Source organism: Actinomadura sp. RB99 (genome assembly GCF_014706005.1).
Lineage (GTDB): Bacteria > Actinomycetota > Actinomycetes > Streptosporangiales > Streptosporangiaceae > Spirillospora.
The window spans coordinates 19,463-45,105 of record NZ_JABMCA010000002.1 but is presented as its reverse complement, the minus strand read 5'-3'; the positions used below and the strand labels follow the sequence as shown (position 1 = coordinate 45,105).

The following is a 25,643-nucleotide window of genomic DNA, read 5'->3' as shown; positions in this document are numbered from 1 at the left end:
GGCCGGCTCAGGAGGCGGGCAGCGCGGGGTGGCCGCTGTCGCCGGGGAAGACACCCTGGTAGATGTCGTTGATGTTCCAGTGCCCGGGTGTGGGCACGGGCTCGTTGACCATCGGCACGTCCAGGACGGCCGGGCGGCGCGCGGTGACGGCCGCGCGCAGGGCGGGCAGGAGGGCGTCCGGTGCGGTGATCCGGTGCCCGTCGGCTCCGCACGCCTCGGCGTAGGCGGCGAAGTCGGGGCTGTAGGGGCGGCCGTCGGGGTCGCGGAACTCGCAGCCGTAGCTCGCGCCGAAGTTCGCGGCCTGCAGGTCGGCGATCGTGCCGTGGGCGCGGTTGTTCATCACCACGAAGATCACCGGAAGGCCCTGCTCGACGGCCATGGGGACGGCGGGCAGCTGCGCGCTCATGCCGCCGTCGCCGACGAGCGCGACGACGGCGCGGCCGGGCGCGCCGATCTGCACGCCGACCGCCGCCGCCGGGCCGAAGCCCATGGTGGACGCGCCGCCGGGCGTGATGAAGCGGCCCTCGGCGGGCAGCTCGTAGCACTGGGCGACGCCGTTCTTGTTCCAGCCGACGTCGGTGACCAGCACCGCGTCGGCGGGCAGCGCCTCGCGGAGGTCGGCGAGGATCCGTTCGGGCCGGAGCGGGAAGTCGCCGGAGCGGCCGCGCTCGCGGCTCCGCTCGAACAGGTCGGTGCGCGCGGCGCGGATCCGTTCGCGCAGTCCGGGCCGGTCGACCGGGTCGGGGTGGACGGCCCGCACCGCTTCGGCGACGGCCTGGACGGCGAGGGTGACGTCGGCGACGGCGCCGATCTCCACCGGGTAGTTGCGGCCGATCTCGGCGGCGTCGATGTCGATCTGGATGAGCCGTCCGGACGTCGCCGGGGCGTCCGGGCCGCCGAGGTTCCAGGTGTAGCGGTCGTCCCACGAGCTGGCGTCGGTCTCGGCGAACCGCGTGGCCAGGGCGAGGACGACGTCGGCCTCGCGGGCGTAGTCGTTGGTGGTCTCCAGCCCCCAGAAGCCCGGCATGCCGAGCAGCAGCGGGTGGTCGTCGGGGACGGCGCCCTTGCCCATCAGCGAGTGGACGATCGGGATGTCGAGGTGCTCGGCGAGCGAGAGCAGCGCGCGGCGGCCCGCGTCGCCGCGCAGCCCGCCGCCGAGGTAGATCAGCGGCCGCTCGGCCTCGGCGAGGCGCGCCGCGATCCGCTCCGCCGTCGCGTCCGGCAGGCCGGGGACGGCCTGGTGCGCGGGCAGCGGGTGGTCCGCGGGGGCGACCGGCCGGGAGAACAGGTCCATCGGGACGTTGAGCAGCACCGCGCCGGGCCGTCCGGTGGTGGCGGTCCAGAACGCCCGCTCGGTGAACCGCCCGAGGTCCTCGGCGCGGTGGACGTGCCAGGCGCGCTTGACGAACGGCCGGTAGATCGCGGTCTGGTCGGCGTCGTTGTGGAGGTTGACCTCCTGGTGCGGGTGCCTGCCCCGGTAATAGGACGGGACGTCGCCGGCGATGGTGACGAGCGGGACGGAGTCGAGCGCGGCGGTCGCCACGCCGGTGACGGCGTTCATCATGCCGGGCCCGACGTGCACGAGCAGCACGCCCGGCCGCCCGGACGCGCGGGCGTAGCCGTCGGCGGCGTGCGCGGCGGCCTGCTCGTGCCGCGCGATGACGAACTCGATCGGGCTGCGGCCCAGCGCGTCCAGCAGGGCGATGTTGGTGTGGCCGCAGGTCCCGAAGACGTACTCGACGCCGTAGCGCTCGAGCTGCCGGACGAGCGCCTCCGCCGCGGACACCGCCACGGCGGGGTCGCTCTGGGGGTGGACGTCCACGGTCATGAGGGGGTCTCCTCGGTTCGGGTGACGGAGGTGCCGACGGAGTCGGCCCGGGGGGCGCGGGGGGCCGTCCCCCCTCGGGGCATGCTGATCCAGGTCTTGCCGGCGGTCTCCGCCGCCCGCGCGAACGCCTTCGGCGCGTCCGCGAGGTCGAAGCGCTCGCGCAGGATCCGGCCGGGGCGCAGGTCGTGCCCGGCGAGCGTCGCGAGGGTGCGGGGGAAGTCGGCGGGGTGGTCGTAGATGAGGCAGCCGCGCACGGTCAGGCGCCGCTGGACGAGGGAGAAGGTGGAGAGCCGGGCGGGGCGGGCGCTCTGCCCGACGGCGATGAGGGTGCCGCCGGGGGCGGTGCGCTCCAGCGCCTCCTCGAACGCCTCGGGCGCGCCGGACGTCTCGATCACGGCGGGGTAGGCGGTTCCGGAGGCGTCCTCGGCGGCGTCCCGCGCGCCGAGTTCGAGGGCCAGCGCGCGGCGCCCCTCGTGCGGCTCGACGATGAAGGGGACTCCTCCGGTGTGCGCCACGGCCAGGGTGACCAGCAGCCCTTGGGAGCCGGCGCCGACGACCAGGCACCTGTCGCCGGCGGCGAGGCCGCTCATCCGGACGGCGTTCAGCGCGACCGTGAACGGCTCGACGCACACCGCGTCGGCGTCGTCCCAGGAGTCGGGGACGGGCCAGGTGAAGCGGGCGGGGACCGCGACGCGCTCGGCGAGCAGCCCCGGGTCGGTGATGCCGGCCGCCCTGCGGTTCGGGCAGCCCGCCGTGGCACCGGCGTGGCACGCCGGACAGGCCAGGCACGGGTAGTTCGGTTCGACGACGACGCGCTGCCCGGGGAACCGGTCGGCGACGTCCTCGCCGGCGGCGGCGACGACGCCGAACGCCTCGTGCCCGAGCACCCACGGCAGCGTGGGCACCGGGCGGTGGCCGGAGACGACGGCCAGGTCGGAGCCGCAGAGCCCGACCCCGTGGACGGCGACGACGACGTCCCGCGGCCCGCAGGACGGCTCCGGCCGGTCGTCCACGACGGCCACCTCGTCCGGCGCGGTGAGGACGACCGCCTTCACGCCGCGCCCCACAGCGAGGTCCCGCGCAGCATCATGGTCTTGACCACGGTGTAGTCGTCGATCATGCAGCGGGGCGACTCCCGTCCGAAGCCGGAGTCCTTGACGCCGCCGAACGGCACGTGGTCGAGCCGGAAGTTGGACGAGCCGTTGACGACGAGCCCGCCGACCTCCAGGTCCCGCCACGCGGTGATGATCCGGTCCATGTCGCGGGTGAACAGGCCGGCCTGGAGCCCGTACCGGCTCTCGTTGCATTCCTCGATCACCTGCTCCAGGCCGTCGAACGGGAGCACGGCGACGAGCGCGCCGAAGACCTCGTGCCGGACGACCGAGGCGGTCGCGGGCGGGTCGGCCACGACCGTGGGCAGCGCGGTGGCGCCGTCGCGCTCGCCGCCGAGGAGCACGCGGGCGCCGGCCTCGGCGGCCTCCGCCGTCCACCGCACGACGCGTTCGGCGGCGTCCTCGTCGACCATCGAGCCGACGTCGGTGCCGGGATCGAGCGGGTCGCCGACGGTCAGCGCCTTCACCTGGCCGGTGAACGCTTCGAGGAACTCCTCGAAGCGGGAACGCTGGACGTACACGCGCTGGACCGAGATGCAGCTCTGGCCGGAGTTGCTGTAACCGGTGCGCGCGCACACGCGAGCGGCTTCGGCGATGTCGGCGTCCTCGCACACGATCGTCGCGGCGTTGCCGCCCAGTTCCAGGACGAGGCGCTTGGCCCCGGCCGCGCGGGCGACCGCGTTCCCGGTCGCGGCGCTGCCGGTGAAGCTGATGACGGCGACCTCGTCGGCCGCGCACAGCGCGGCGCCGACGGAGCCGTCCCCGTGCAGCAGCTGGACGGCCTCGTACGGCATCCCGGCCTCGACCAGCAGCGCCACGATCGCCGTGGAGACGGCGGGCGCCTGCGGCGGCGCCTTGACGATCGTGGTGTTGCCCGCCGCGAACGAGGCGCCCAGCTTGTGCGCGAGCAGGTTCGCGGGCGCGTTGAACGGGGTGATGGCCAGGGCCACGCCCGCGGGGGCCCGGTAGGTGAAGGCGGTGTTGCCCGTGCCGCGCGCCCAGCCCGCCACGGGGAGCGTGTCGCCGCCGATCTGCCGCGCCTCGGCGGCGCACACCGCGAACGTGTCGGCGACCCGGTCGATCTCGCCGCGCCCGTCCTTGAGCGGCTTGCCCAGTTCGAGGGCGAGCAGCCGGGCGAGGCCGTCGCGGTGCTCGGCGGCGGCGCGCGAGGCCCTCTCCAGCACCTCGGCCCGCGAGGCCGGCGCGAGCCGCGCGACCGTCCGGGCGAAGGCGCGGGCAGGGGCGCGGACCTTCGCGACGTCGTCCGGGCCGGCGGCCGGGGCCCGGCTGACGGGCCTGCGCACGAACGGTCCGACGCGTTCGCCCTGCGGACCCGCCGACTCCCACCGGCCGGCGACCAGGGCCGCGGCCTGCACCGGTTCGCCCTCGGCCGCGGCCGCGAGCAGCGCTTCCAGCATCCGTTCCTCCAGATCCACCAAGCGGACCATTAGTGCCATCATGTGGACTTCGAGCCAACGTACGGGTCGGCGCCGCGCGCTGACAAGGGTCGGCGGCGAGAAAGTTGGGGCCGGAAATACAGCGGGACGGCCGGTCGCACGGCTCAGCCACCTCCCGGGTCGGCACCTAATGTTCGAACCAGTGAGTTAGTTATAGGTGACGTGGCTCACCGGGGGAAGAGTGCGCCGGAAAGTTCCCAATACCGCCGACTGATACCGACTGATGGTCCAACTAGACCACTGTGTGGACTCCGTGTAACGTACGAGCCGTCCCCGGCCGCACCGGGCACGGCCCCGCGCCGGCTCCCGCTCTCCATCCGCGGCCGAGCGCAGCACGCCGGGTTTCCCGGACACTACCGCCGACATCGGGGAGATCGAGGACCAGTGAGCCCAGCCAAGAAGCCCGGCGCCGAGCCGGCCGCCGACTCCCAGCCCGCCGACTCCCAGGGCGTCCGCAGCGTCCAGCGCGCCGTCGAGATCCTGTCCCTGCTCAGCGAGGAGCGCCCGGTGATCTCGATCCGCGAGATCGTCGAGGCGACCGGGCTGGCGAAGACCACGGTCATCCGGCTGGTCCAGACGCTGGAGCAGAACGGCCTGCTGTGGGCGGCGCCCAACGGCTACCTCCCCGGCCCCGGCCTCTGGCGCTGGGCCCACCTCGCGCGCAGCAGCTGGGAGCTGCCCCCGGAGACCCGCCGGTACATGCGCGACCTCGGCGCCCGCCGCCGCGAGACCGTCAACCTCTACATGCTCCGCGACATCTACCGCGTCTGCGTCGCCCAGCAGGAGAGCCCGCAGCCGCTCCGCCACGTCGTGCACGTCGGGGACGAACTCCCCCTCTGGGCCGGCGCCTCGTCCAAGGCCCTCCTCCGCGACGCGCCCGACTCCCTCCTCCGGCGCGTCGCCGTCAGCTCCCCCTACGGGGAGGGCCACGTCAAACGGCTGCGCGAGTGGATCGACGAGGCGGCGCACCGCGGCTGGGCCGTCAGCCACGGGGAGCGCGAGGACGGCCTGTCCGCCGTCGCCGTGCCCGTCCTCGGCCGGTCCGGGACCGTCGTCGCCGCACTGTCCCTCAGCGGCCCCACCGTCCGCTTCCCCGACGACGTCGTCGAGCAGTACGCCGCGGACCTGCGCCAGGTGGCCGCGGAGATGTCGGAGCGCGGCTTCGACCACCCGCTCAGCCCCGCGCGCTGACCCGCGGCCGGACCCACGGCGTGACCTGAAGGAGCAAAGCGCATGTCAGAGCGACCGCTCAGCGGTGTACGCGTCCTCGACCTGACCAACGTCCTCGCCGGCCCGTACTGCAGCTACCAGCTGATGCTGCTCGGCGCCGAGGTCGTCAAGATCGAGGTGCCGGGGCAGGGCGACCTCGCCCGGCACCTCGGCCCCGACGCCGAGTTGAACCGGTCCGGGCTCGGCGCCTCGTTCCTGGCGCAGAACGCGGGCAAGAAGTCCGTCGAGCTGGACCTCAAGGACGCCGCCGACCGCACCGCCTTCGAGGACCTGGTCCGCGGCGCCGACGTGCTGCTGGAGAACTTCCGCGCCGGCGTCCTCGCCCGGCTCGGGTTCGGCTGGCCGCGGCTGCGCGAGCTGAACCCCCGGCTGGTCTACTGCGCCATCTCCGGCTTCGGCCAGAGCGGCCCCATGAGCCAGGCCCCCGCCTACGACCAGATCATCCAGGGGCTCTCCGGCATGATGAGCATCACCGGCACCGAGGAGACCGCCCCGCTCCGGATCGGCTTCCCCGTCTGCGACACCGTCGGCGGGCTCACCGCCGCGCTGCACATCTCCGCCGCCCTCGCGGGCCGCGCCCGCACCGGGACGGGAACGTTCCTCGACGTCTCCATGCTGGAGTCGGCCGTCTCGGCGATGGGCTGGGCCGTCTCCAACTACCTGGTCAGCGGCGTCGCGCCGGAGCCGATGGGCACCCAGAACGCCACCGCCGCCCCGTCCGGCACCTTCGAGGCGGCCGACGGCCCGCTCAACATCGCGGCGAACCGGCAGCGGCAGTTCGAGACGCTGTGCGGCCTCCTCGACCGCCGCGACCTCCTCGACGATCCGCGCTTCGCCGACCGGGAGCGGCGCAAGCGGCACCGCGACGAACTGACCGGCGAGCTCAACCGCGCGCTGCGCCGCCGCACCGCCGAAGAGTGGGAGCGGATCCTCGCCCCCGCCGGCGTCCCGGCCGCCCGCGTCGTGACCGTCCCCCAGGCCGTCGGCCTCGACCAGCTCGAGCACCGCGGCTTCTTCACCGAACTGCCCTTCCCGGACGGCTCCGGACGGGTCCTCAAGGTCTCCGGCGGCGGCGTCCTGCACGACGGCGAGCCCCTGCGGCCCACCGGGCCCCCGCCGCTGCTGGGCGACCAGAACGCCGAACGCGACGCCCTCGCGGACCGCTGGAACGGCCGGGCCGAGAACGCCGTCACCCCATGACCGACCGTCCAGCGCAGGAGGCTCCCGTGACCGAGATCGACCCGACCGGCGCCGTCGCGGACTGGTGGGCGACCGCCGTCTCCCGGATGGAACCCGGCGTCATCGAGCTGCGCGGCCGCCCCGTCCAGGACCTCATCGGGACGACCGGCCTCACGTCCATGATCTGGCTGATGCTGCGCGGCGACCTCCCGGCGCCCCGCCAGGCCGCCCTCCTCGACGCGGCGCTCGTCGCCGCCGTCGACCACGGGCCCCAGGCGCCGTCCATCGCCATCGCCCGGATGGCCGCCACCTGCGGCGTCGGCCTGAACAACGCGGTCGCCAGCGCCGTCAACACCCTCGGCGACGCGCACGGCGGGGCGGGCGAGCAGTGCGTCCGGCTGCTGGACGACGTCCTCCGGCGCGAGGACGCCGGGCTCGACCTGCGCACGGCCGCCGACCAGGCCGTCGCGGACGGGCCCCGCTACGTGCCGGGCTTCGGCCACCGCTTCCACCCCCGCGACCCCCGCCGCGACCCGCTGCTCGCCCTGGTCGAGGACGCCGTGCGGGACGGCGTCGTCGCCGGCCGCCACCTGCGGGCCGGCAAGGCGATCGAGGCCCGCCTCGCCGAGGGCCGCGCCAGGCCCGTGCCGATGAACATCGACGGGGCCACCGCCGTCATCTACGCCGAGCTCGGGTTCCCCGCGCCGCTGGCGCGCGGCCTGTTCGTCCTCAGCCGGAGCGTCGGGATCCTCGCCCACGCCTGGGAGGAGTCCCAGAGCGGCCGACGCAACAAGGGGCCCGTCCCCCGCGCCGTCCTCCCCGCCTACCGCCCCTGACCGGCCCGGCCCGGCCGGGGCTCCGGGTCAGTCGTCGTGCCGCGGCCGGCCCGTCACCTCGTGGCCGGCGTGGGAGAACGCCTCGGTGATCAGCGTCCGCACGTGGGTGTCGCGGGCCCGGTACAGGACCCTGCGGCCCTCGCGGCGGGTGTGCACCAGCCCGGTCATCCGGAGCTTCGCCAGGTGCTGGGAGACGAGCGGCCGGGACGTCTCCAGGAGGTCGGCGAGCGACGTGACGTCGTACTCGCCGGAGGTGAGGAGCCACATCAGCCGCAGCCGGGTCGGGTCGGCGAGCATCCGGAACGCGGCCGTGGCCGCCTCGATCTGAGCGCTCGAAGGATGCTGTTGCATGGACCTCGCACCTGCAATGTAGCCGCGTGCATACCTGACTACATATACTGGCCGGACGGCTCGCTCGCAACCGAGGAGGCCCATGTCGGATCCCACCGGCCCCGAACCCTCGCCAGGCCATGGACACGGTCACGGTCATGGGCACGCGACGGCCTCGTCGCTTCTCGCCCGGGCCAGGCACCTGCTCGCCCCGCACGGCCACGACTCCGCCGACAAGACCGACGAGGCGCTGGAGACCAGCGGCCGAGGGCTGCGCGTGCTCGGACTGTCCCTCGCGGTGCTGGCCGCCACCGCGGCCGTCCAGGCGGCGATCGTGGTGCTCTCGGGGTCGGTGGCGCTCCTCGGCGACACCCTGCACAACGTCGCGGACGCGCTGACGGCGGTACCGCTCGGCATCGCGTTCCTGCTCGGCCGGCGCGCCGCGACGCGCCGCTTCACCTACGGGTACGGCCGCGCCGAGGACCTGGCCGGGCTGGCGATCGTCGTGGTCATCGCCGCCTCCGCCGCCCTCGCCGGTTACGAGGCGTTCCGCCGCCTGATCGCCCCGCAGGACGTCAGGGCGCTCGGCTGGGTCGCGGCCGCCGCCGTCGTCGGGTTCCTCGGCAACGAATGGGTGGCCCGGTACCGCATCAGGGTCGGCCGCGAGATCGGCTCCGCCGCCCTGGTCGCCGACGGCCTGCACGCGCGGACCGACGGCTTCACCTCGCTCGCCGTGCTGGCCGGCGCCGCCGGATCCGCCCTCGGCCATCCCGTCGCCGACCCGGTCGTCGGGCTGCTCATCACCCTGGCCATCTGCTTCGTGCTGCGCGACGCAATCAGGGAGGTCTACCACCGGCTGATGGACGCCGTGGACCCGGAACTGGTCACCGCCGCCGAGCGGATCCTGGCCCGGGTGGACGGGGTGCGGCGCGTCGGCGGCGTCCGGCTGCGCTGGGTCGGCCACACGCTGCGCGCCGAGACCGACATCGTGCTCGACCCGGATCTGTCACTCGTGCAGGCGCACGCGGTGGCGGTGGAGGCGGAGCACCGCCTGATCCACGGCCTGCCGCGATTGCGGGCCGCCACCGTCCACGCCGATCCCGACGGCACGGACGGGACCGACCACCACGCCGCCCTGCACGGCCACCATTGAACGCATGAAGCACCCTCCCCCTCCCCCCGCCCTGTCCGATCCCACCGGCCGGGAAGTCGTCCAGGCCGCGCTCGCCGAGGCCGCGGCGCGTCTGGACGAGCGGCTCGTGGCGGCCTTCGCCATCGGCAGCCTGGCGCACGGCGGGTTCGCCCCCCTGGTCAGCGACGTGGACGTGGCCCTCGTCGTCGACCGCGCCGACGCCGCCGCCGCGACGGCCGTCGACACCGTCCGCCGCGACACGATCCAGCGGTACGCGGGCACCCCTCACCACGCCCTCGCGTCGCGCCTCTCCCTCTTCTGGAGCGACTGGGAGAGCCTGGCGGACGGCACCGACGCCGGCCGGTTCCCCGCGACCGACCGGCTCGACCTCCTTGACTCAGGCGTCCTCTTGTACGGCGCCGACCGCCGTTCCGGTTGCGCGCGGCCCGGACGGGACGAACTTCTCCTCGACAGCGCCGCCTTCGCCGCGACCCGGTTCGCCGACCCCGCCTACGTGCACACGCTCAGGCACCCGGAGGGCCTCGCCGCCGAGGGCGCCCGCGCCGCCACCAAGGCCGTGCTGTTCCCCGTCCGGTTCCTCTACACCGCCGCCACCGGGATGCTCGGCCGCAATGACGACGCCGCGCGCTGGTACACCGCCCCGCCGCAGCCGTCGAGCAGCCTGGTCGCCGCGGCCGGGCGCTGGCGGGCCGGCGGGATCGACGACGCGACCGCGGCCGCCGAGCTGCTCCGGCGGGAACTCCTGCCGCTCTACCTGCACTGCCTCGACCGCCTCCGCGAGCACACCGCCGCGGCCGGCCGGCCGGACCTCGCCGTCGCCTTGGCCCGTCTGCTCACCACCCTCGCCTGACCGGGGTTCCCGGCAACGGCGGCCGTCGGCGGCGCCCGGAGAGCCGGAACAGGCGCGGGCCCGGCGGGGTCAGGGCGACAGGAGGGCGTCCAGTTCGGCGTCGAAGAGCTGCGCGGCGTCGAACCCCATTCCGGTGAAGTGGCCGGCGAGCTCCAGCGACAGGACGCCGTGCAGCCGGGTCCAGAAGGTCAGGGCCCGGCACAGGGCCGCGGGCTGGGCGGGGTGGTCGCCGGCCCAGTCGCGGTGGTCCGCCAGGTGGGCGTCGAACGGCGTCTCGGGACGGTCGGCCGGAAGCGCCGCGCAGGCGTCGAGCAGGACCGCCATGGTCTCGGCCGAGATGCGGGTGATGTCGTCCGGCGCGTCGTAGCCGGGGACGGGGGTGCCGTAGATGAGCAGGTACCGCTGGGGGTCCTCCAGGGCCCAGGCGCGCAGCGTGTGCGCCAGTTCGGCGAGCCCGGCGCCCGCGTCGGCGGCCGAGCGGAGGGTGTCGGCGAGGCTCTGGTACGCGTCCCTGACGAGCTCGGTGATCAGTTCGTCGCGGCCGGCGTAGTACCGGTAGAGCGCGGGCCCGCTCATGCCCATCTGCTTGGCGATCGCGTTGAGCGAGAGCGCGGACGCGCCCGTCGTGGCGATCTGCTCCCAGGCGTGCTGCTTGATCTCCGCGCGCACCTGGGTGCGGTACCGCTCGCGCGGGGTCCGCGTCCCCGTCTCCGCCATGCCCTGCCGCCTTCCCGCTCGCCGCTACGACTCGAAGATTTAGTTAGAGGCTATCACGAACCCTATTGACACTCACACAAGGACTGGTTATAACTTCTAACAGAAGCTAGAGCATCATCCGAGAGCGATGGAGACGCTATGAACACCGAAGAGCTCGTCGAGGTCGTCCTGCCGGGCAAGGTCGAGCCGGAGGAACTGCGGATCCGGCACGGGGCCGTCCCCGCGCCGGGGCCGGGCCAGGTCGTGGTCCGGATGGAGGCGACCGGCGTCTCCTTCGCCGAGCAGCAGATGCGCCGCGGCCGCTACTACGACCAGCCCGCGTTCCCGTTCGTGCCCGGCTACGACCTCGTCGGCACCGTGCAGGCCGCGGGACGCGGCGTCGACCCGGGCCTGATCGGCACCCGGGTCGCGGCGCTGACCAAGGTCGGCGGCTGGGCCAGCCACGTCCTCCTCGACGCCGCGGACACCGTGCCGGTCCCCGACGGGATCGGCGCGGCGGAGGCGGAGACCCTCGTCGTCAACGGCATCACGGCCTGGCAGATGCTGCACCGCAAGGCGCGCGTCCGCGCCGGGCAGACCGTCCTGGTGCACGGCGCCAACGGCGGCGTCGGCTCGGTCCTGGTCCAGCTCGCCCAGGCCGCGGGCGCGAAGGTGATCGGGACGGCGTCCGCACGCCACCACGACCTGCTCCGCGAACAGGGCGTCGCGCCCGTCGACTACCGCGCCGGGGACGTCGCCGCGCAGGTCCGCGCGCTCGCCCCCGGCGGCGTGGACGCCGTGTTCGACCACGTCGGCGGCGCCGGCATCGTCGACTCGTGGCGCCTCCTCGCCCCCGGCGGCACCCTCGTGTCCTACGGCAGCGCCTCCACCCGCGACGACGAGGGCTCCAAGCAGTGGCCCGTCTTCAAGCTGCTCGCACGCGTCTGGATGTGGAACGCCCTGCCCAACGGGCGCCGCGCCTACTTCTTCAACGCCTGGGCGGGACGGGCGCTGTCCAAGGACCGGTTCCGGGCCCGGCTGCGCGCCGACCTCACCGAGGTCTTCGCCGCGCTCCAGCGCGGTGACGTCACGCCCCGGATCGCCGCGGAGCTGCCGCTCGCCCGCGTCGCCGACGCGATGCGGCTCGCCGAGTCCGGGACCGTCGCCGGGAAGGTCGTGCTGACGCCGTAGTCCCGCTCGCGGGCACCGCGTCGACGGTGACGACCGCCCCGGCGTCGTTGGCGGCGGGCAGCTCGTCCCCGGACGATCGCCGCGGCGTACTCGGCGGCCGTCGAAGCGGGGAAAGTTTCCCCGGTTCCGCTGCTACCGTGTGCCTACGACGCGAGGAGGTGGACGATGGCCAGGCCGATGCGCGCCGACGCGCGGCGCAACCTGGAGCGGATCCTGGCGGCCGCGCGGGACATGATCGTCGCGCGCGGCCCGGACGTCCCGCTCGACGACGTCGCCCGCCGGGCGGAGGTCGGCAGCGGCACGCTCTACCGCCGCTTCCCCGACCGCGGCACGCTGCTGCACGCCGTCGCCCTCGACGCGCTGACCGGCACCCTGGAGGCCGCGCGGGACGCGTGCGAGCGGGAGCCCGACCCGTTCGAGGCGCTGGCCCGGTACCTGCGCCGGACGCTGGACCTGCGCGTCTCCGCGGTGCTGCCGGCGCTGCTCGGCCGGGTCGATCTCGAGAACGATCCCGAACTCGCGCCGCTGCGGGCGGAGAGCCTCCGGCTCCTGGAGGGCCTCGTCGCCGCGGCGCACGCGGACGGGAGCCTGCCGGACGGCGTCACGTTCGCCGACATCGGCATGATGGCCGTCCGCATCGCCCGCCCGCTCCCGGGTCCGCTGCCGCCCGAGCAGGACCAGGCCCTCGCCCGCCGGCACCTGGACCTGTTCGTCCGCGGGCTCCGCGCCCAGGCCGCGTCCTGATCGCGGCGGCCGGGGACGGCTATTTCAGGGGGTCGTGGCCCCAGTTCATCAGGGAGTAGCGCCACCGGGTGTCCCGGACGTCGCCGCGCGGTCGCTGGGCGAGGTGCCGGTGGACGTAGCCGACCACCTTGGTCATGTGCGCGTAGTCGTCGTCGGACAGGTCCGCTCTCTTCGTGCGCATCAGCTGGACGATCCGGCGCCCGGACGCGTGGCCCGTCGCCTCGCCGCCGTCCTTCCTCTGGCCGACGGACCTCGACTCGTCGGTGTCCAGCCACTCCTCGAGTTCCTTGGGCGTCATGTTGACGGCCGCGCCGAACTCCGCCGCGACGGCGTCCCGCTCGGCGGTCACGTCGTCGGCGAAGCGGAGAGCGTCTCTGCGTTCACTGCCCATTCGCTCGCGATACCCCCTCGCGAGCCGGGCATTCCCGAAGAACACCTGGTCAGAGCGGGAATCGCGACCGGCTCGGACGGGCCTGCGGCAGGGAGGCGGGACCGCGATCCCGTCATCCTGATCACGTGGCGGCCCCTTGAACTACGCTTGAGGCCACCATGGCGGACGAGCGGCTGACGATCGGCGAGGTGGCGGACCGTACCGGGGTCGCCACGTCCGCTCTGCGCTACTGGGAGGAGTACGGCCTGCTGCCCGCACCGGCCCGGGTGTCGGGGCAGCGGCGCTACCCGCCGTTCGCGGTGGAGCACGTCGGGCTCATCCTGCTCCTGCGCGACGTCGGCTTCACGTTGCGCGAGATCAAGGCGCTCGTCAGGGCCCGCACGTCGGGAGGCGACTGGCGGGAGCTGCAACGGGACAAGCTCGCCGAGCTGGACCGGCAGATCGCCCGGATGCAGGCGGCGCGCGGCGCGATCGCCCACGGCCTGTCCTGCCCGCACGACAACGTCTTCGAGTGCCCCAACTTCGCCGACGCGCTCGCGGCGCGGCTGGCGGGGGCGTCCATCGAAGAGGCGCACAAGCACTGATCCCGGTTCCTCCGCCCCGCGTGTCACAGGCAGGCGGGCTGCGTCGTCTCGGGTCCGACAACGGGTGCCGAGACGGGCGCACCCTTTCCACGACGAGGAGCGGGGACATGAGCGAGCAGGCCGAACAGCGCAAGGTCGCGCTGGTCACGGGGGCGAACAAGGGGATCGGGCGCGGGGTCGCCGCGCAGCTCGCCGCGGCGGGCATGACGGTCCTGATCGGCGCCAGGGACCGGCGCCGCGGCGAGGAGGCCGCCGCGGCGCTCCGCGAGGCGGGCGGCGACGTGCACGCGGTCGCCCTGGACGTCACCGACGCGGTCTCCGTCCGGAAGGCGGCCGAGCTGGTCGAGGAGCGCTTCGGCCGCCTCGACGTGCTGGTCAACAACGCCGGCATCAGCGGCTCCGGGCAGGTCGCGCCCGCGGACGCCCACGACCAGGTCCCGAGCACCGTCGACCTGGACATGGTCCGCAGGGTGTTCGAGACCAACGTGTTCGGCGTGATCGCGGTGACCAACGCGATGCTGCCGCTGCTGCGGCGGTCGCCGGAGCCGCGCGTCGTCAACGTCAGCAGCCACGCCGCCTCGCTGACGATCTTCAGCGACCCGGACGGCCCCATGGCGTCGCTGCTGCCGTCGGCGGCGTACTCGCCGTCCAAGAGCGCGCTGAACGCGCTGACCGTGCAGTACGCGAACGAGCTGCGCAAGGACGGCGTGCTCGTCAACGCCGTCGCGCCCGGCTTCGTGGCCACGGACAGCAACGACCACACCGGCTTCCTCACCGTGGAGCAGGGCGCGGCGGTCGTGGTCCGGCTGGCCACGGCCGGCGAGGACGGGACGACCGGCGGCTTCTTCGGCGAGGAGGGCCCGATCCCCTGGTGACCGCGGGCGCGGGCGCCCGTCAGGCGCGGGCACCTGTCACACGCGGCGGGGCGTGACGAGGCCGGACTCGTAGGCGAAGACCACGAGCTGGGCGCGGTCCCTGGCCCGCAGCTTCGTCATCGCCCTGCTGACGTGCGTCTTCGCGGTGGTCGGGCTGATCACCATGCGGGCGGCGATCTCGTCGTTGGACAGGCCCCGCGCCACCAGCGCGGTGACCTCCCGCTCCCGGTTGGTCAGCACGTCCAGCGCCTGCGGCGCGGGCTCGGGGCGGCGCGCGACGTACTCGGCGATCAGCCGGCGGGTGATCGCGGGCGACAGCAGCGCGTCGCCGCGGGCCGCGACCCGCACGCCCTGCAGCAGGTCGGCGGGCTCGGTGTCCTTGACCATGAAGCCGCAGGCGCCGGCGCGGAGCGCGTTGAAGACGTACTCGTCGAGGCCGTAGTTGGTGAGGATGACGACGTGGACGCCGCTCAGCCGCTCGTCGGCGGCGATCAGCCGGGTCGCCTCGATGCCGTCCATCACCGGCATCTGGATGTCGACGAGGGCGACGTCGGGCCGGTGCTCGCGGGCGAGCGCGACGCCCTGCTCGCCGTTCGCGGCCTCGGCGACCACCTCGATGTCGTCCTCGATCTCCAGCAGGGCGCGGAAGCCGCCGCGGATCAGCGCCTGGTCGTCCATGAGGAGCACGCGGATCACGCCGCTCCCTCCAGAGGCAGCTCGGCGCGCACGATGAAGCCGCCCTCGGCGCGGGGCTCGGCGCGGAGGCGCCCACCGAGCGCCGCGACGCGCTCGCGCATGCCGAGCAGCCCCTTGCCGGGCACCGGCGGCGCGTCCGGATCGGCCTTGCCGTCGTCCTCGACCTGCACGACCAGCGCGCCGTCCGCGTAGTCGACGCACACCGCGGCGGCCGCGCCGCCCGCGTGCCGGGAGACGTTGGTGAGCGCCTCCTGGACGATCCGGTACGCGGCCCGGTCCACCTCGGCGGGCAGGTCGCGGCGGGCGCCGGAGACCGTGACCGTGGCGTCCAGGCCGGCGGAGCGGGCCCGGTCGACCAGGTCGCCGAGGCGGTCGAGGCCGGAGGCGGCGGCCCCGCCCCCGGATCCGTCGCCGTCGTCGGAGTCGCCGGAGTCGCGCAGGACCTCCAGGGTGGCGCGCAGCTCGCGCATGGCGTCGCCGCTGGCCTCCTGGATGGCCACCAGCGCCGGAGGAACCTCCTCGCCGCGCCGGTGCGCCAGGTGGACGGCCACCCCCGCCTGGACCTTGATGACGGAGATGCTGTGGGTGAGGGAGTCGTGCAGCTCCCGGGCGATGCGGAGCCGCTCCTCCCCCGCGCGGCGGCGGGCCGCCTCCTCCCGGGTGCGCTCGGCCTCGGCGGCCCGCTGCTCGGCCTCCTCCAGGTACGCCTGCCGGTGCCGGGTGACGGTCGCCGCGACGCCGGCCGCGACGAACCAGCCGACCAGCAGCGCGACGCTCTGGAGGTTCTCCCCGGTCCCGTCGGCGCCGGGCAGGTTCACCGCCACCGCGATGCCCAGGAACGCCAGGCTCACCAGCGCCGCGGCCACCCGGTGGCCGGCCCTGACCGCGCCGAACACCGCCACCATGACGGGATAGGCCGCAGCCGGGCCCGGCTGCGTGCGGCCCGCGACCACGAGCATGAACGCCGCGCTGAGGGCGAGCGCCGCCAGCGGCGCCCGCCGCCACGCGACGAGCGCGAGCGAACCGGCGATGCCGGCCGCGAGATCCAGCGCGCCCGCGCGCGGCGAGTAGAGCATGACGACCGTCAGCAGGACGGCCATCGCCGCGGCGAGCAGGCCGTCCTCGGCGAGCGGCCGCCTCCCGTCCAAGAACCTCATTCACGTAGGTTATGGGCCCTTTTCTCCGGCGTCCTCCGCTGGACGGAGCAATCCCGGACTACTCCCGGCGTCGTAGTCCGGCCGGGCGTACTCCCGCGGTGCCGGGCGAAGGAGTCTTCCCCCGCACGATGACCGCCGACCAGTGCGAACAGCACCATTTCCGGCATGTACACGATCCGGAAATCGGCCCGCGGACGGGCGGGCGCCGAGCCGGCCGCCCGGCCGGGGCTCACGCTCGCGGCGGTGGCCGTCGTGCAGTTCATGGTGTCGCTGGACCTGTCGGTGGTGAACGTCGGGCTCCCGCGGATCGCGTCCGGCCTCGGATTCGGCGCGGTCGGTGTGACCTGGGTGATCCACGCCTACGCCCTCGCGTTCGGGGGGCTGCTCCTGCTGGGCGGCAAGGCCGCCGACCGGTACGGCCGCAAGCGGGTGCTGCGGCTCGGGCTCGGCCTGTTCGGCCTCGCGTCGCTCCTCGGCGGCCTCGCGCAGGAACCCGGCCATCTGGTCGCCGCCCGCGTCGCCCAGGGCGTCGGGGCCGCCGCGCTGGCGCCGGCCGCGCTGGCGCTGCTGACCGCGACGTTCCCCGCCGGGCGGGCCCGCGTCCGCGCCTTCGGGATCTGGAGCGCGATGAACGCCGCCGGGGGCGCGTTCGGCGTGCTGATCGGCGGCCTGCTCACCGAGTACGCCGGCTGGCGCTGGGTGATGTTCGTGAACGTGCCCATGGCCGCGGCCGCGCTGGCCATGGCCTGGCGGGGCGTCGCCGCCGATCCGCCCCGGGAGCGCGGCGGCCGCCCCGACGTCCTCGGCGCGGTCCTGGCCACGGCGGGCGTGACCCTGCTGGTGTTCGGCGTCGTCCGCACCGACCGGCACGCCTGGACCTCGGCGGCCACCGTGACGACGCTGGCCGCCGCGGTCGCGCTGCTCGTCGCGTTCGTCCTCGTCGAGCGGTCCACCGCCCGCGAGCCGCTGATCCGGCTCGGGCTGCTGGCGAACCGCTCGGTCGCCGGCGCGAACGCCTACAACCTGCTGACCGGCGCGGCCCTGTCGTCGTCCTTCTACTTCGTCTCCCTCTACCTGCAGCGCGTCCTCGGGACGGAACCGGCGCTGACCGGGCTCGAGTTCGTGCCGTTCGCGCTCGGGGTGATCGTCGGCTCGTTCCTCGCCGTCAAGCTCGGCTACCGCCTCCCCGCCCGCACCCTGCTGATCGCCGGCGGGCTCATGACCGCGGCGGGGTTCGCCTGGTTCGGCCGGATCGGCGCCGACGGCTCCTTCCTCACCGACGTGCTGGGCCCGTCCATCGTCGCCAGTGTCGGGTTCGGGCTCTGCCTCGCGCCGCTCGTCTCCACCGCCACCACCGGCGTGGCGCCGCACGAGGCCGGCGCCGCGTCCGGCCTGCTCAACAGCGTCCGCCAGATCGGCGCCTCGCTCGGACTGGCCGCCCTCGGCACCGCGGCGCACGACCGCACCGGCGACACCGTCACGCCCGCCTCGCTCAGCGACGGGTACGCGTTCGGCTTCACCATCGGCGCGGCGCTCCTGCTCGGCGCCGTCGTCATCGCCCTCACGGTGCTGCGGCGGAGCGGCCCGCCCGTACCGGCCGGACGGACCGGCGACCGCGAGCCGGTCGCCGCCGCGGACTGACCGGCCCCTCCGCACCACCTCATCCGCTCGCTCTCGCAGGCTCGCTCTCCGCAGGAAGGACGGCCCGGCATGCCCGTCGCCCCGATCGACCTCTTCGCGTCCCTTCTCCACCTCCGCCAGGGCGGCACGATCCACGCCGAGAAAAGGACGGTGTGCTCCGGCCACGACGGCTGGCGGCTGACGGCCTTCCACGCGAAGACCGACGCCGACGTCCACGGCGGCCACTGGGAGGTCCATCCCGAGGCCGAGGAGGTCGTCTCCTGCCTCATCGGGAAGATCCGGCTCTACCTGCGCCCGGAGGAGCCGGGGCAGGAGGAGGAAGAGGTCCGGCTGCCGGCCGGGACCGCCGCGATCGTCCCGCGCGGGCGGTGGCACCGCATCGCGCTGGACGTGCCCAGCAGCATCATGGCCGTCACCCTGCCGCAGGGCAGCCGGGTGGAGGCGCGCCGATGACCGCCGCCGGCCTCGCCGAACGGAGGTCCGCGCCTGCCTCCTCCGCCGGTTCCGCGGCGGACGACGCGCCGGGCGGGCTGCTGCGCCCGCACGTCCGGAGCTTCGCAGCGCTCGTCGCCCTGCAGGTGGCCGGCGCCGTGGCCGGCCTGGCGCCGCTCCTGACCGTCGCCGAGGTGGGACGCGCTCTGCTGGCGCCCGGCCCGGCCGACCACGGCCGCGTCTGGACGGCCGTGGTCGCGGGCGCGGCCGGGCTGCTGGTCCGGCTGCTGTGCACGGCCGCGGCCTCCGGGATCGGGCACCTGCTCGACGGCCGGGTGCAGCTGGCGTTCCGGCGGCGGCTGGCGGCGCGGCTGGGGCGCGTCCCGATCGGCTGGCTGTCCGGCCGCCGGACCGGCGAGCTGGCGAAGCTCGTCGGCGACGACGTCAGCGCCGTGCACCCGTTCATCGCGCACACTCCAGGCGAGCTCGCCACCGCGTTCGTGGTGCCGCTGGTGTCGCTGGCCTACCTGTTCGCCGTCGACTGGCGCCTCACGCTGATCACGCTGGTCCCGGTGCTGCTGGCGGTGGCGCTGGTGCCGCTGATGATGACGCCGGGCCGGCTGCGCGAGCAGCAGGAGTTCGACGCGGCGATGGGCCGGATCGCGAGCTCCGTCGTCGAGTTCGTCCAGGGCATCGCGGTCGTCAAGGCGTTCGGCGGAGGCGAGCGCGCGCTCCGGCGGTTCGTCGAGGCCGTGGACGCGTTCGTCACCGCCTTCTACCGCATGGTGCGCGCGCTCGCCGGGGTCGCCGCCGCGATCCAGCTGGTGCTGTCGCCGCCGTTCGTGCTGCTGGCCGTGCTGACCGGCGGCGCGGTGCTGATCGACCGCGGCGGCATGGCCCCGGCCGACCTGCTGCCCTTCCCGCTGCTCGGGCTGGGGCTGACGGCTCCGGTCGCGGCGCTCTTCCACGGCTTCGACGACCTGCAGGGCGCGCGGCGCGCGGTCGGGCGGATCCGGGAGGTGCTCGCGGTGCCGCCGCTGCCCGAGCCCGCGGTCCCGGTCGCGCCGCGCGGGCACCGGGTGGAGCTGCGGGACGTCCACTTCGGTTACGGTCCGGACCGCGAGGTGCTGCGCGGGATCGACCTGGTGCTGGAACCGGGCACGGTCACCGCGGTCGTCGGGCCGTCGGGCGGCGGGAAGTCGACGCTGGTGCGGCTGCTGCCGCGGTTCTTCGACCCGACCCGGGGCTCGGTCGCGCTGGGCGGCGTCGACCTGCGGGACCTCGCCGGACGGGACCTCTACCGGACGGTCTCCTTCGTCTTCCAGGACGTCCGGCTGCTGCGCGCGTCGGTCGCGGACAACATCGCGCTCGCGGTGCCGGACGCGGCCATGGACGACATCGTCCGCGCCGCCCGGCGGGCGAACGTCCACGACCGCGTCCTGGAGCTGCCGCGCGGCTACGACACGGTGCTCGGCGAGGAGGCCGGGCTGTCGGGCGGCGAGGCGCAGCGGATCTCGATCGCCCGCGCGCTGCTCGCCGACACGCCCGTCCTGGTGCTCGACGAGGCGACCGCGTTCGCCGACCCGCATACGGAACTGGCGGTGCGGCGGGCCCTGACGTCACCAGGCGGCGACCGGACGGTCCTCGTCATCGCCCACCGGCTGGAGACGATCGCCGACGCCGACGCCGTCGTGATGCTGGAGGACGGGGCGATCGCCGAGCGCGGCGCGCCCGCCGAGCTGCTGGCGCGGGACGGGCGGTTCGCCGCGTTCTGGCGGTCCCACCTGTCGGCGGCCGGCGCCGAGGCCGCGCCCCGCCCCGGCGCACCGCGAGGAGACGACCTGTGATGATCTCGATGCTGTTCCGCGTGCTGGGGGCCGAGTACGCCCGTCCGGTGCGCCGCACCGTGGCCCTGATGACGGCGACCGCGGTGGTCGAGGGCCTGTCCTACGCGCTGCTGGTGCCCGTCCTCCGGGAGCTCCTCGGGGGCGCGCCCGGAGACGCCCGGCCGTGGCTGATCGCGTTCGGGGCCGCGGTCGCGGTGTACGGGGCGCTGCGGTACGTCAGCGACCTGTCCGGGTTCCGCGTCGGGACCACGCTGCTGCGCGGGATGTACTACCGGCTCGGCGACCACCTGGCCCGGCTGCCCGTCGGCTGGTACGGCCCGCGCCGCGTCGGGGAGGTGTCTGTTCTCGCCGGGCGCGGGCTCATGCAGGCGATGAGCGTGATCGCGCACCTGCTGGCGCCGCTCGTGTCCGCCTGCGTGACGCCGCTGACGATCGTCGCCGTGATGGTCGGCTTCGACTGGCGGATGGGCCTGGCCGCGCTGCTCACGGCGCCGCTCGTCGCGGCGGTCCAGGTCCTGGCGGGACGCGCGATGGCCGCCGCCGACGCCGAGCGCGCGGACCGCGACCACGAGGCCGCGGCGCGGGTCGTCGAATACCTGCGGGCCCAGCCGGTGCTGCGGGCCGGCGGCCGGACCGCCGAACGCTTCCGGATGCTCGACGACGCGCTCCGCGGACTCCAGCGCGCGTCCCGCCGCTCCACGCTGTCGGCGCTGCCCGGAATCCTCGGCCTCACGCTGACGGTTCAGGCGGTGTTCACCGTGCTCCTGGCACTGGGCTCCTACCTCGCGCTGGGCGGGCACATCGGCGCCGCCGACGTCCTGGCGATCCTGGTGCTCGCCGCCCGCTGCGCCGACCCGCTGCTGTCGCTGTCGGAGCTCGGCGGCCGGCTGCGCGGCGCGCGCGCACAGCTGGCCCGGCTCGACGAGGTGCTGAGCACCGAGCCGCTGCCGGAGCCCCGCGAACCCGTCCGGCCGGAGCACGGCGGCCTGGAGTTCGCGTCCGTCACGTTCCGGCACGGCGACCGGACGGTGCTCGACGACGTGTCGCTGTCCGTGCCGGAAGGAGGGCGGCTCGCCGTGGTCGGCCCGTCGGGCGCGGGCAAGAGCACCCTGCTGCATCTGCTCGCGCGGTTCTCCGACGTGGACGGCGGGTCGGTCCGGGTCGGCGGCGCGGACGTCCGGGACATCGGCGCCGAGGCGCTGATGGCGCGGATCGCCGTCGTCTTCCAGGACGTCCACCTCTTCGACGGCACGATCGAGGAGAACGTCCGGCTCGGCCGCCCGGAGGCGAGCGACGCGGAGGTGCGGGCGGCGGCGAGCGCGGCGCGGCTGGACGAGGTGGTCGGGCGGCTGCCCGGCGGCTGGGCGGCGAACGTCGGCGAGGGCGGCGAGCTGCTGTCGGGCGGTGAGCGCCAGCGCGTCTCCATCGCGCGGGCGCTGCTCAAGGACGCGCCCATCGTGCTGCTCGACGAGGTGACCTCCGCGCTGGACCCGGTGAACGAGGCGGCCGTCCACGACGGCATCGAACGCCTGGTGGCGGGCCGGACGGTGGTGATGGTGGCGCACCGGATGCGGACCGTCCGGCGCGCGGACCGCGTCGTCTTCCTGGACGGCGGCCGCATCGTGGAGGAGGGCGCCCACGACGAGCTGCTGCGGCGCGGCGGCCGCTACGCCGACTTCTGGGCGCTGGCCACGAACCCGGTCGCGAGCGGGCGGTGACCTGGTCCGTTCCCGGCCGGCGGACCGGCCGGGAACGGGTCAGCGCCCCATCACCTGGTTCACGCGGGTGCCCTCGGGCAGCGGGCGCAGGATCGTCCACAGCGTCCGGACGTGCGACTTCACCATCGTCCAGCCCCCGTCCTCGACGACGTACTCGTCGTCGTACTCCGCGGCCATGAGCAGCTCGGTGCCGTCCACCCGGTTCAGCTGCCTGAAACGCAGGGACCAGGTGCCGGTCGCCGTGGAGTCGTCCAGGACGGTGATGACGGGGTGGAAGCCGTGGTGCATGTCGAGCACCGCGTACCCGCCGTCGACCTCGCGCAGCGCGATCTCGGTGAACACCCTGGTGAGCGCGTCCGCGTCCGTGAACGTGCCGAGCGAGCCATAGTCGATCGACGCGGGACCCTTGGTGAAGCTCTCCCGGAACGCGACGGGGTCCTTGGCGTCGCACGCGCGCCAGTAGCGGTGCTTGAGGGCCTTGATCGCCTCGATGCGCTCCAGGTCGGCCACCCGCTGCTCCAGGGAACGGTGCCCTGCGTCGTCCGCCATGTCGAACCCCTCTCAGAGTGGATCGCGCAACGCTAACGGCGCGCGCCGCACGGCATGGCGGGCGTTCCCGGCCAGCGGGAGCGCGGGGAATTCCCGGCCGTCCGAAAAAGGGATTGGGCGGGACGGCGGCGGGCTGATAACGTACGCGACGCCGTGAAACCGCGCGAGGAGGTGAGACCCATGAAGGCTGTTCAGAAGTGGGTGCTCCCCTTCGCTCTCACGGTCGGCGACTGACGCAGGTGTCGCCGGGAGCGCCCCCACCAAGGCGATCCCGAAAGGCACCACCATGAATTCCTTGCGTTTCACCGCGGAGACCACGTCGAACGGCGTCGTCGAACGCGACTTCACCCTCGGCGACGTCACCGGCGTCCTCTGGTCCCCCGCCTCCGGCCCGGCCCACGCACCGCTGGTGCTCATGGGCCACGGCGGCGGCCTGCACAAGAAGACCCCCGCCCTCGCGGCCCGCGCCCGCCACCTCGCCACCGCCTGCGGTCACACCGTCGCCGCCATCGACGCGCCCGGGCACGGCGACCGGCCGCGCACGGCGGAGGACGAGCGGGCCCGCGCTGAGCTCCGGCAGGCGATGGCGGCGGGCGAACCGATCGGCCCGGTCAGCGCCCGGTACGGCGCGTCGCTGGCCGAGCAGGCCGTCCCGGAGTGGCGGGCGACGCTGGACGCCCTCCAGGACCTGCCGGAGATCGGCGCCGACGCGCCGGTCGCCTACGGCGGCGGCATCACGCTCGGCACCGCGATCGGGATACCGCTGACGGCGGCCGACCCGAGGATCACCGCCGCGATCTTCGGCGGCGGGTTCGTCGTGTACGACGCCCTGCTCGAGGCGGCCCGGCGGGTCACCGTCCCGGTCCTGTTCATGCTCCAGTGGGACGACGAGCACGTCGACCGGCAGGCCGCGCTCGGGCTGTTCGACGCCATCGGCTCGAAGGAGAAGACGATGCACGCCAACCTGGGCGGGCACGGCGGGGTCCCGGCGTTCGAGGACCCGGCCCCGTTCCTCACCCGGCATCTCGGCACGGCGGTCGCACCGGCGGCGTGACGCGACGGGCGTGACGCTCCGGGCCTGACCTCGAGCCGGCTCGAGGTCAGGCCCGGAGCCGAGCGCATCACCGGGCGCTCGCAGGGCATTGGTGAGGCACTCCCCCGAACCGGCCGGCGAGGTGCGAGGGGGAGGTCGTGACGGTGCGGCGGACGGCGACCTGGCACCGGCCCGGGGCGGTTCTCGGCGCCGTCGCGATCCTCCTGGTGGCGTGCGGGCGGAGCGGCGCGTCGCAGGCGGACGGCACGGTCCACCGGACGGTGCCGCTGGGCAGGTCCGTCCAGGGCCGTCCGATCTCCGCGGTCGAGCTGGGAGACCCGCACGCGGCGCGGCGGGTGCTCGTCGTCGGCTGCCTGCACGGCGACGAACCGGCCGGAGCGGCGGTGGCGGACGCCCTGGCCGCCGGGCCGCGCCCGGCGCACGCCGACCTGTGGATCGTCCCCGCCCTTAACCCGGACGGGATGGCGGCCCGCACGCGGGGCAACGCCCGCGGCGTCGACCTCAACCGGAACTTCCCGTCCGGCTGGCGCCGGATGGACGCACCGGGATCGGCCCGCTCGTCCGGTGCGGGGCCGCTGTCGGAACCGGAGTCCGCGGCGGCCGCGCGCCTCGTGCGGCGCGTCCGGCCGACCGTGGCGATCTGGTTCCACCAGCAGCTCGCCGTGGTCGACGGCTCCCAGGGGCCGAGGGACGTCGAGCGGCGCTTCGCCCGCGACGTCGGTCTCCCGCTACGCGCACTGCCCGACTATCCGGGAAGCGCGACCGTCTGGGAGAACACCATCGTCGGTGCCAGCGCGTTCGTGGTCGAACTCCCCGGCGGACGGCTCTCCTCGGAGGCCGTCCACCGGTACGCGAACGCCGTCCGCCGCGCCACGGGGAACTGACCGCGCGGCTACCGGGTGACCATCCGGAGCAGGGCACGGCCCAGCTCCCGGACGGAGTCCTCGGCCTCGTGCAGAGCGTCCTGCAAGTCGGTGGACTCGTCCTTCCCGTCGCCGGAGTCGGACGGCGCGGCCTTCTCCGCGTCCTCGGATCCTTCGGATCCTTCGGCTTCGGCGGTGTCCTTCGTCTCCTTGGCGGCCTTGCCCTCACCTGCGGCGGTGTCTCCCGCGCCTCCACCGGCCTTCGCGACGCCCTCGGCGGCACTTCCCGCCCCCTCGGCGGCCTTGCCGGCTCCTCCGGCGGCCTGGCCCGCGCCTTCGCCCGCGCTCTCCGCGGCCGCACCGGCCCCTTCGCCGACGCTGCCCGCGGCGTCGCCGGCTCCTTCGCCGACCTTGTCGACGGCACCACCGGCGCCCTCGCCGACGCCCTTCGCCGCACTACCGGCGCCCTCGCCGACGCCCTTCGCCGCGCCGCCGGCGCCCTCGCCGACCTTGTCGACGGCACCGCCCGTGCCCTCGCCGACCTCCTTCACCGCGCCGCCGGTCCCTTCGCCGACCTTGTCGACCGCACCACCGGCGCCCTTCCCGACATCCTTGACCGCGCCACCGGCGCCCTCGCCGACCTTGTCGACCGCGCCACCGGCGCCCTCGCCGACATCCTTGACCGCGCCACCGGCGCCCTCGCCGACGTCCTCGACCGCGCGGCCGGTGCCCTTCCCGACGTCCTCGACGGCGCCCCGGGCGCCCCGGCCGACCTGGCCCACCGCCTCGCCGGTGCCGGACCCGACGTCGCGTGCGATGGCCTCCACGCCGCGGCCCAGGTGCTGGAGGATCTCCGGGTTCCGGTCGAGGGTCGTCAGGACCCGGTCGACGATCTCGGCCACGTTGTCGAGCCGGACCTGGAGCAGCGCCTGCGCCGCGACGCCCTTGATCTCCAGCTTGACCCTGCCGAGGCCCACGTCCGCGCCCACGTTCAGCTTGAGCAGGTCGAGCACCTCGGCGACCAGCGAGACGTGCGCCTCCAGGTCGTTGACCTCCAGGGAGATCTCGTCCACCTTCAGCTCCGGGACGTTGAGGTGGACGTCCGGCCCCTCGGCGGACGGGCGCTCCTCCTCCGGCGGGACGATCCGCCCGGTCTTCTCCTGGACCTCGCCGGACTCGCTCCGGTCGGGCTCCCGGTTCGTGACGTCCGCGTTGTCGGCCATCGCTCCT

25 protein-coding genes are annotated in these 25,643 nt (G+C 74.9%); 15 read left to right on the top strand and 10 right to left on the bottom strand.

Annotated elements, in window-relative coordinates; translation table 11 throughout:
* Positions 1 to 7: 7 nt before the first annotated feature.
* From amrb99_RS02175 to amrb99_RS02165, 3 genes are read right to left on the bottom strand one after another with little or no spacing between them, the layout of a single operon-like run.
* Positions 8 to 1,828 carry a thiamine pyrophosphate-binding protein gene (locus tag amrb99_RS02175; protein ID WP_190851510.1) on the bottom strand — a complete coding sequence of 607 codons (1,821 nt, stop codon included), beginning with the start codon at positions 1,826 to 1,828 and terminating at the stop codon, positions 8 to 10.
* Positions 1,825 to 2,883, bottom strand: a complete 1,059-nt coding sequence (locus amrb99_RS02170; protein ID WP_190851508.1) for an alcohol dehydrogenase catalytic domain-containing protein — start codon at positions 2,881 to 2,883, stop codon at positions 1,825 to 1,827. Before amrb99_RS02170 ends, amrb99_RS02175 begins: the two co-directional genes overlap by 4 nt.
* A complete protein-coding gene (locus amrb99_RS02165; protein WP_206699757.1) occupies positions 2,880 to 4,376 on the bottom strand; it encodes an aldehyde dehydrogenase family protein in 1,497 nt (498 codons plus the stop codon). The genes amrb99_RS02170 and amrb99_RS02165 overlap by 4 nt, the downstream gene beginning before the upstream one ends.
* 405 nt (positions 4,377 to 4,781) lie before the next feature.
* Between amrb99_RS02165 and amrb99_RS02160 the strand changes: the two genes are divergently transcribed.
* From amrb99_RS02160 to amrb99_RS02150, 3 genes are read left to right on the top strand one after another with little or no spacing between them, the layout of a single operon-like run.
* Positions 4,782 to 5,588 (top strand): IclR family transcriptional regulator, encoded by an 807-nt coding sequence (locus tag amrb99_RS02160; RefSeq protein ID WP_190851504.1) that lies wholly within the window; start codon positions 4,782 to 4,784, stop codon positions 5,586 to 5,588.
* 42 nt (positions 5,589 to 5,630) lie between these two features.
* The gene (locus tag amrb99_RS02155) at positions 5,631 to 6,827 is read left to right on the top strand and encodes a CoA transferase (protein ID WP_190851501.1); all 1,197 of its coding nucleotides are present in this window, start codon (positions 5,631 to 5,633) and stop codon (positions 6,825 to 6,827) included.
* Between the two features lie 26 nt (positions 6,828 to 6,853).
* Positions 6,854 to 7,642 carry a citryl-CoA lyase gene (locus amrb99_RS02150; RefSeq protein WP_347256499.1) on the top strand — a complete coding sequence of 263 codons (789 nt, stop codon included), beginning with the start codon at positions 6,854 to 6,856 and terminating at the stop codon, positions 7,640 to 7,642.
* A gap of 27 nt (positions 7,643 to 7,669) precedes the next feature.
* Here amrb99_RS02150 and amrb99_RS02145 read toward each other — a convergent pair whose 3' ends face one another.
* Entirely contained in the window at positions 7,670 to 7,993 is a 324-nt protein-coding gene (locus amrb99_RS02145; protein ID WP_190851496.1) for a metalloregulator ArsR/SmtB family transcription factor, read from the bottom strand.
* Between the two features lie 82 nt (positions 7,994 to 8,075).
* On the opposite strand from amrb99_RS02145, the gene amrb99_RS02140 reads away from it, so the two are divergent.
* Together amrb99_RS02140 and amrb99_RS02135 are read left to right on the top strand one after the other, a co-directional pair.
* Positions 8,076 to 9,125: a cation diffusion facilitator family transporter gene (locus tag amrb99_RS02140; protein WP_190851494.1), complete on the top strand. Its 1,050-nt coding sequence runs from the start codon at positions 8,076 to 8,078 to the stop codon at positions 9,123 to 9,125.
* 4 nt (positions 9,126 to 9,129) lie between these two features.
* The gene (locus amrb99_RS02135) at positions 9,130 to 9,975 is read left to right on the top strand and encodes a hypothetical protein (protein WP_190851493.1); all 846 of its coding nucleotides are present in this window, start codon (positions 9,130 to 9,132) and stop codon (positions 9,973 to 9,975) included.
* A 69-nt stretch (positions 9,976 to 10,044) separates the two neighbouring features.
* Here amrb99_RS02135 and amrb99_RS02130 read toward each other — a convergent pair whose 3' ends face one another.
* Positions 10,045 to 10,692 carry a TetR/AcrR family transcriptional regulator gene (locus amrb99_RS02130; protein ID WP_190851491.1) on the bottom strand — a complete coding sequence of 216 codons (648 nt, stop codon included), beginning with the start codon at positions 10,690 to 10,692 and terminating at the stop codon, positions 10,045 to 10,047.
* 138 nt (positions 10,693 to 10,830) lie between these two features.
* Here amrb99_RS02130 and amrb99_RS02125 point away from each other — a divergent pair, with 138 nt between their 5' ends.
* Positions 10,831 to 11,862, top strand: coding sequence for a medium chain dehydrogenase/reductase family protein (locus amrb99_RS02125; RefSeq protein WP_190851489.1), 1,032 nt, complete (start codon positions 10,831 to 10,833; stop codon positions 11,860 to 11,862).
* Positions 11,863 to 12,027: 165 nt separating this feature from the next.
* Entirely contained in the window at positions 12,028 to 12,606 is a 579-nt protein-coding gene (locus amrb99_RS50515) for a TetR/AcrR family transcriptional regulator (protein WP_190851487.1), read from the top strand.
* A 19-nt stretch (positions 12,607 to 12,625) separates the two neighbouring features.
* On the opposite strand, the gene amrb99_RS02115 is transcribed toward amrb99_RS50515, so the two are convergent.
* Positions 12,626 to 12,997 (bottom strand): DUF3140 domain-containing protein, encoded by a 372-nt coding sequence (locus amrb99_RS02115; protein ID WP_190851485.1) that lies wholly within the window; start codon positions 12,995 to 12,997, stop codon positions 12,626 to 12,628.
* Between the two features lie 158 nt (positions 12,998 to 13,155).
* Here amrb99_RS02115 and amrb99_RS02110 point away from each other — a divergent pair, with 158 nt between their 5' ends.
* Positions 13,156 to 13,581 (top strand): MerR family transcriptional regulator, encoded by a 426-nt coding sequence (locus amrb99_RS02110; protein ID WP_190851481.1) that lies wholly within the window; start codon positions 13,156 to 13,158, stop codon positions 13,579 to 13,581.
* 107 nt (positions 13,582 to 13,688) lie between these two features.
* Positions 13,689 to 14,456 (top strand): SDR family NAD(P)-dependent oxidoreductase, encoded by a 768-nt coding sequence (locus amrb99_RS02105; protein ID WP_190851478.1) that lies wholly within the window; start codon positions 13,689 to 13,691, stop codon positions 14,454 to 14,456.
* A 36-nt stretch (positions 14,457 to 14,492) separates the two neighbouring features.
* Here the strand turns inward: amrb99_RS02105 and amrb99_RS02100 are convergent, their stop codons facing one another.
* Both amrb99_RS02100 and amrb99_RS02095 read right to left on the bottom strand, forming a co-directional pair.
* Complete coding sequence (locus amrb99_RS02100; protein ID WP_190851476.1) at positions 14,493 to 15,152, bottom strand: response regulator; 660 nt, start codon at positions 15,150 to 15,152, stop codon at positions 14,493 to 14,495.
* Positions 15,149 to 16,309 (bottom strand): histidine kinase, encoded by a 1,161-nt coding sequence (locus amrb99_RS02095; RefSeq protein WP_190851474.1) that lies wholly within the window; start codon positions 16,307 to 16,309, stop codon positions 15,149 to 15,151. Before amrb99_RS02095 ends, amrb99_RS02100 begins: the two co-directional genes overlap by 4 nt.
* A 165-nt stretch (positions 16,310 to 16,474) precedes the next feature.
* On the opposite strand from amrb99_RS02095, the gene amrb99_RS02090 reads away from it, so the two are divergent.
* From amrb99_RS02090 to amrb99_RS02075, 4 genes are all read left to right on the top strand, one after another.
* Entirely contained in the window at positions 16,475 to 17,950 is a 1,476-nt protein-coding gene (locus amrb99_RS02090) for an MFS transporter (RefSeq protein ID WP_190851472.1), read from the top strand.
* Positions 17,951 to 18,019: 69 nt separating this feature from the next.
* Positions 18,020 to 18,403, top strand: coding sequence for a cupin (locus amrb99_RS02085; protein WP_190851469.1), 384 nt, complete (start codon positions 18,020 to 18,022; stop codon positions 18,401 to 18,403).
* Positions 18,400 to 20,229: an ABC transporter ATP-binding protein gene (locus amrb99_RS02080; protein ID WP_190851467.1), complete on the top strand. Its 1,830-nt coding sequence runs from the start codon at positions 18,400 to 18,402 to the stop codon at positions 20,227 to 20,229. Before amrb99_RS02085 ends, amrb99_RS02080 begins: the two co-directional genes overlap by 4 nt.
* Complete coding sequence (locus amrb99_RS02075) at positions 20,229 to 21,947, top strand: ABC transporter ATP-binding protein (protein ID WP_190851465.1); 1,719 nt, start codon at positions 20,229 to 20,231, stop codon at positions 21,945 to 21,947. The genes amrb99_RS02080 and amrb99_RS02075 overlap by 1 nt, the downstream gene beginning before the upstream one ends.
* 39 nt (positions 21,948 to 21,986) lie before the next feature.
* Here the strand turns inward: amrb99_RS02075 and amrb99_RS02070 are convergent, their stop codons facing one another.
* Entirely contained in the window at positions 21,987 to 22,496 is a 510-nt protein-coding gene (locus tag amrb99_RS02070; RefSeq protein ID WP_190851463.1) for a nuclear transport factor 2 family protein, read from the bottom strand.
* Positions 22,497 to 22,782: 286 nt separating this feature from the next.
* Here amrb99_RS02070 and amrb99_RS02065 point away from each other — a divergent pair, with 286 nt between their 5' ends.
* Complete coding sequence (locus tag amrb99_RS02065) at positions 22,783 to 23,550, top strand: alpha/beta hydrolase (protein WP_190851460.1); 768 nt, start codon at positions 22,783 to 22,785, stop codon at positions 23,548 to 23,550.
* Positions 23,551 to 23,687: 137 nt separating this feature from the next.
* Positions 23,688 to 24,434, top strand: a complete 747-nt coding sequence (locus amrb99_RS02060; protein WP_190851458.1) for a DUF2817 domain-containing protein — start codon at positions 23,688 to 23,690, stop codon at positions 24,432 to 24,434.
* A gap of 8 nt (positions 24,435 to 24,442) precedes the next feature.
* Here the strand turns inward: amrb99_RS02060 and amrb99_RS02055 are convergent, their stop codons facing one another.
* Positions 24,443 to 25,636, bottom strand: a complete 1,194-nt coding sequence (locus amrb99_RS02055) for a hypothetical protein (RefSeq protein WP_190851456.1) — start codon at positions 25,634 to 25,636, stop codon at positions 24,443 to 24,445.
* Positions 25,637 to 25,643: the final 7 nt, after the last annotated feature.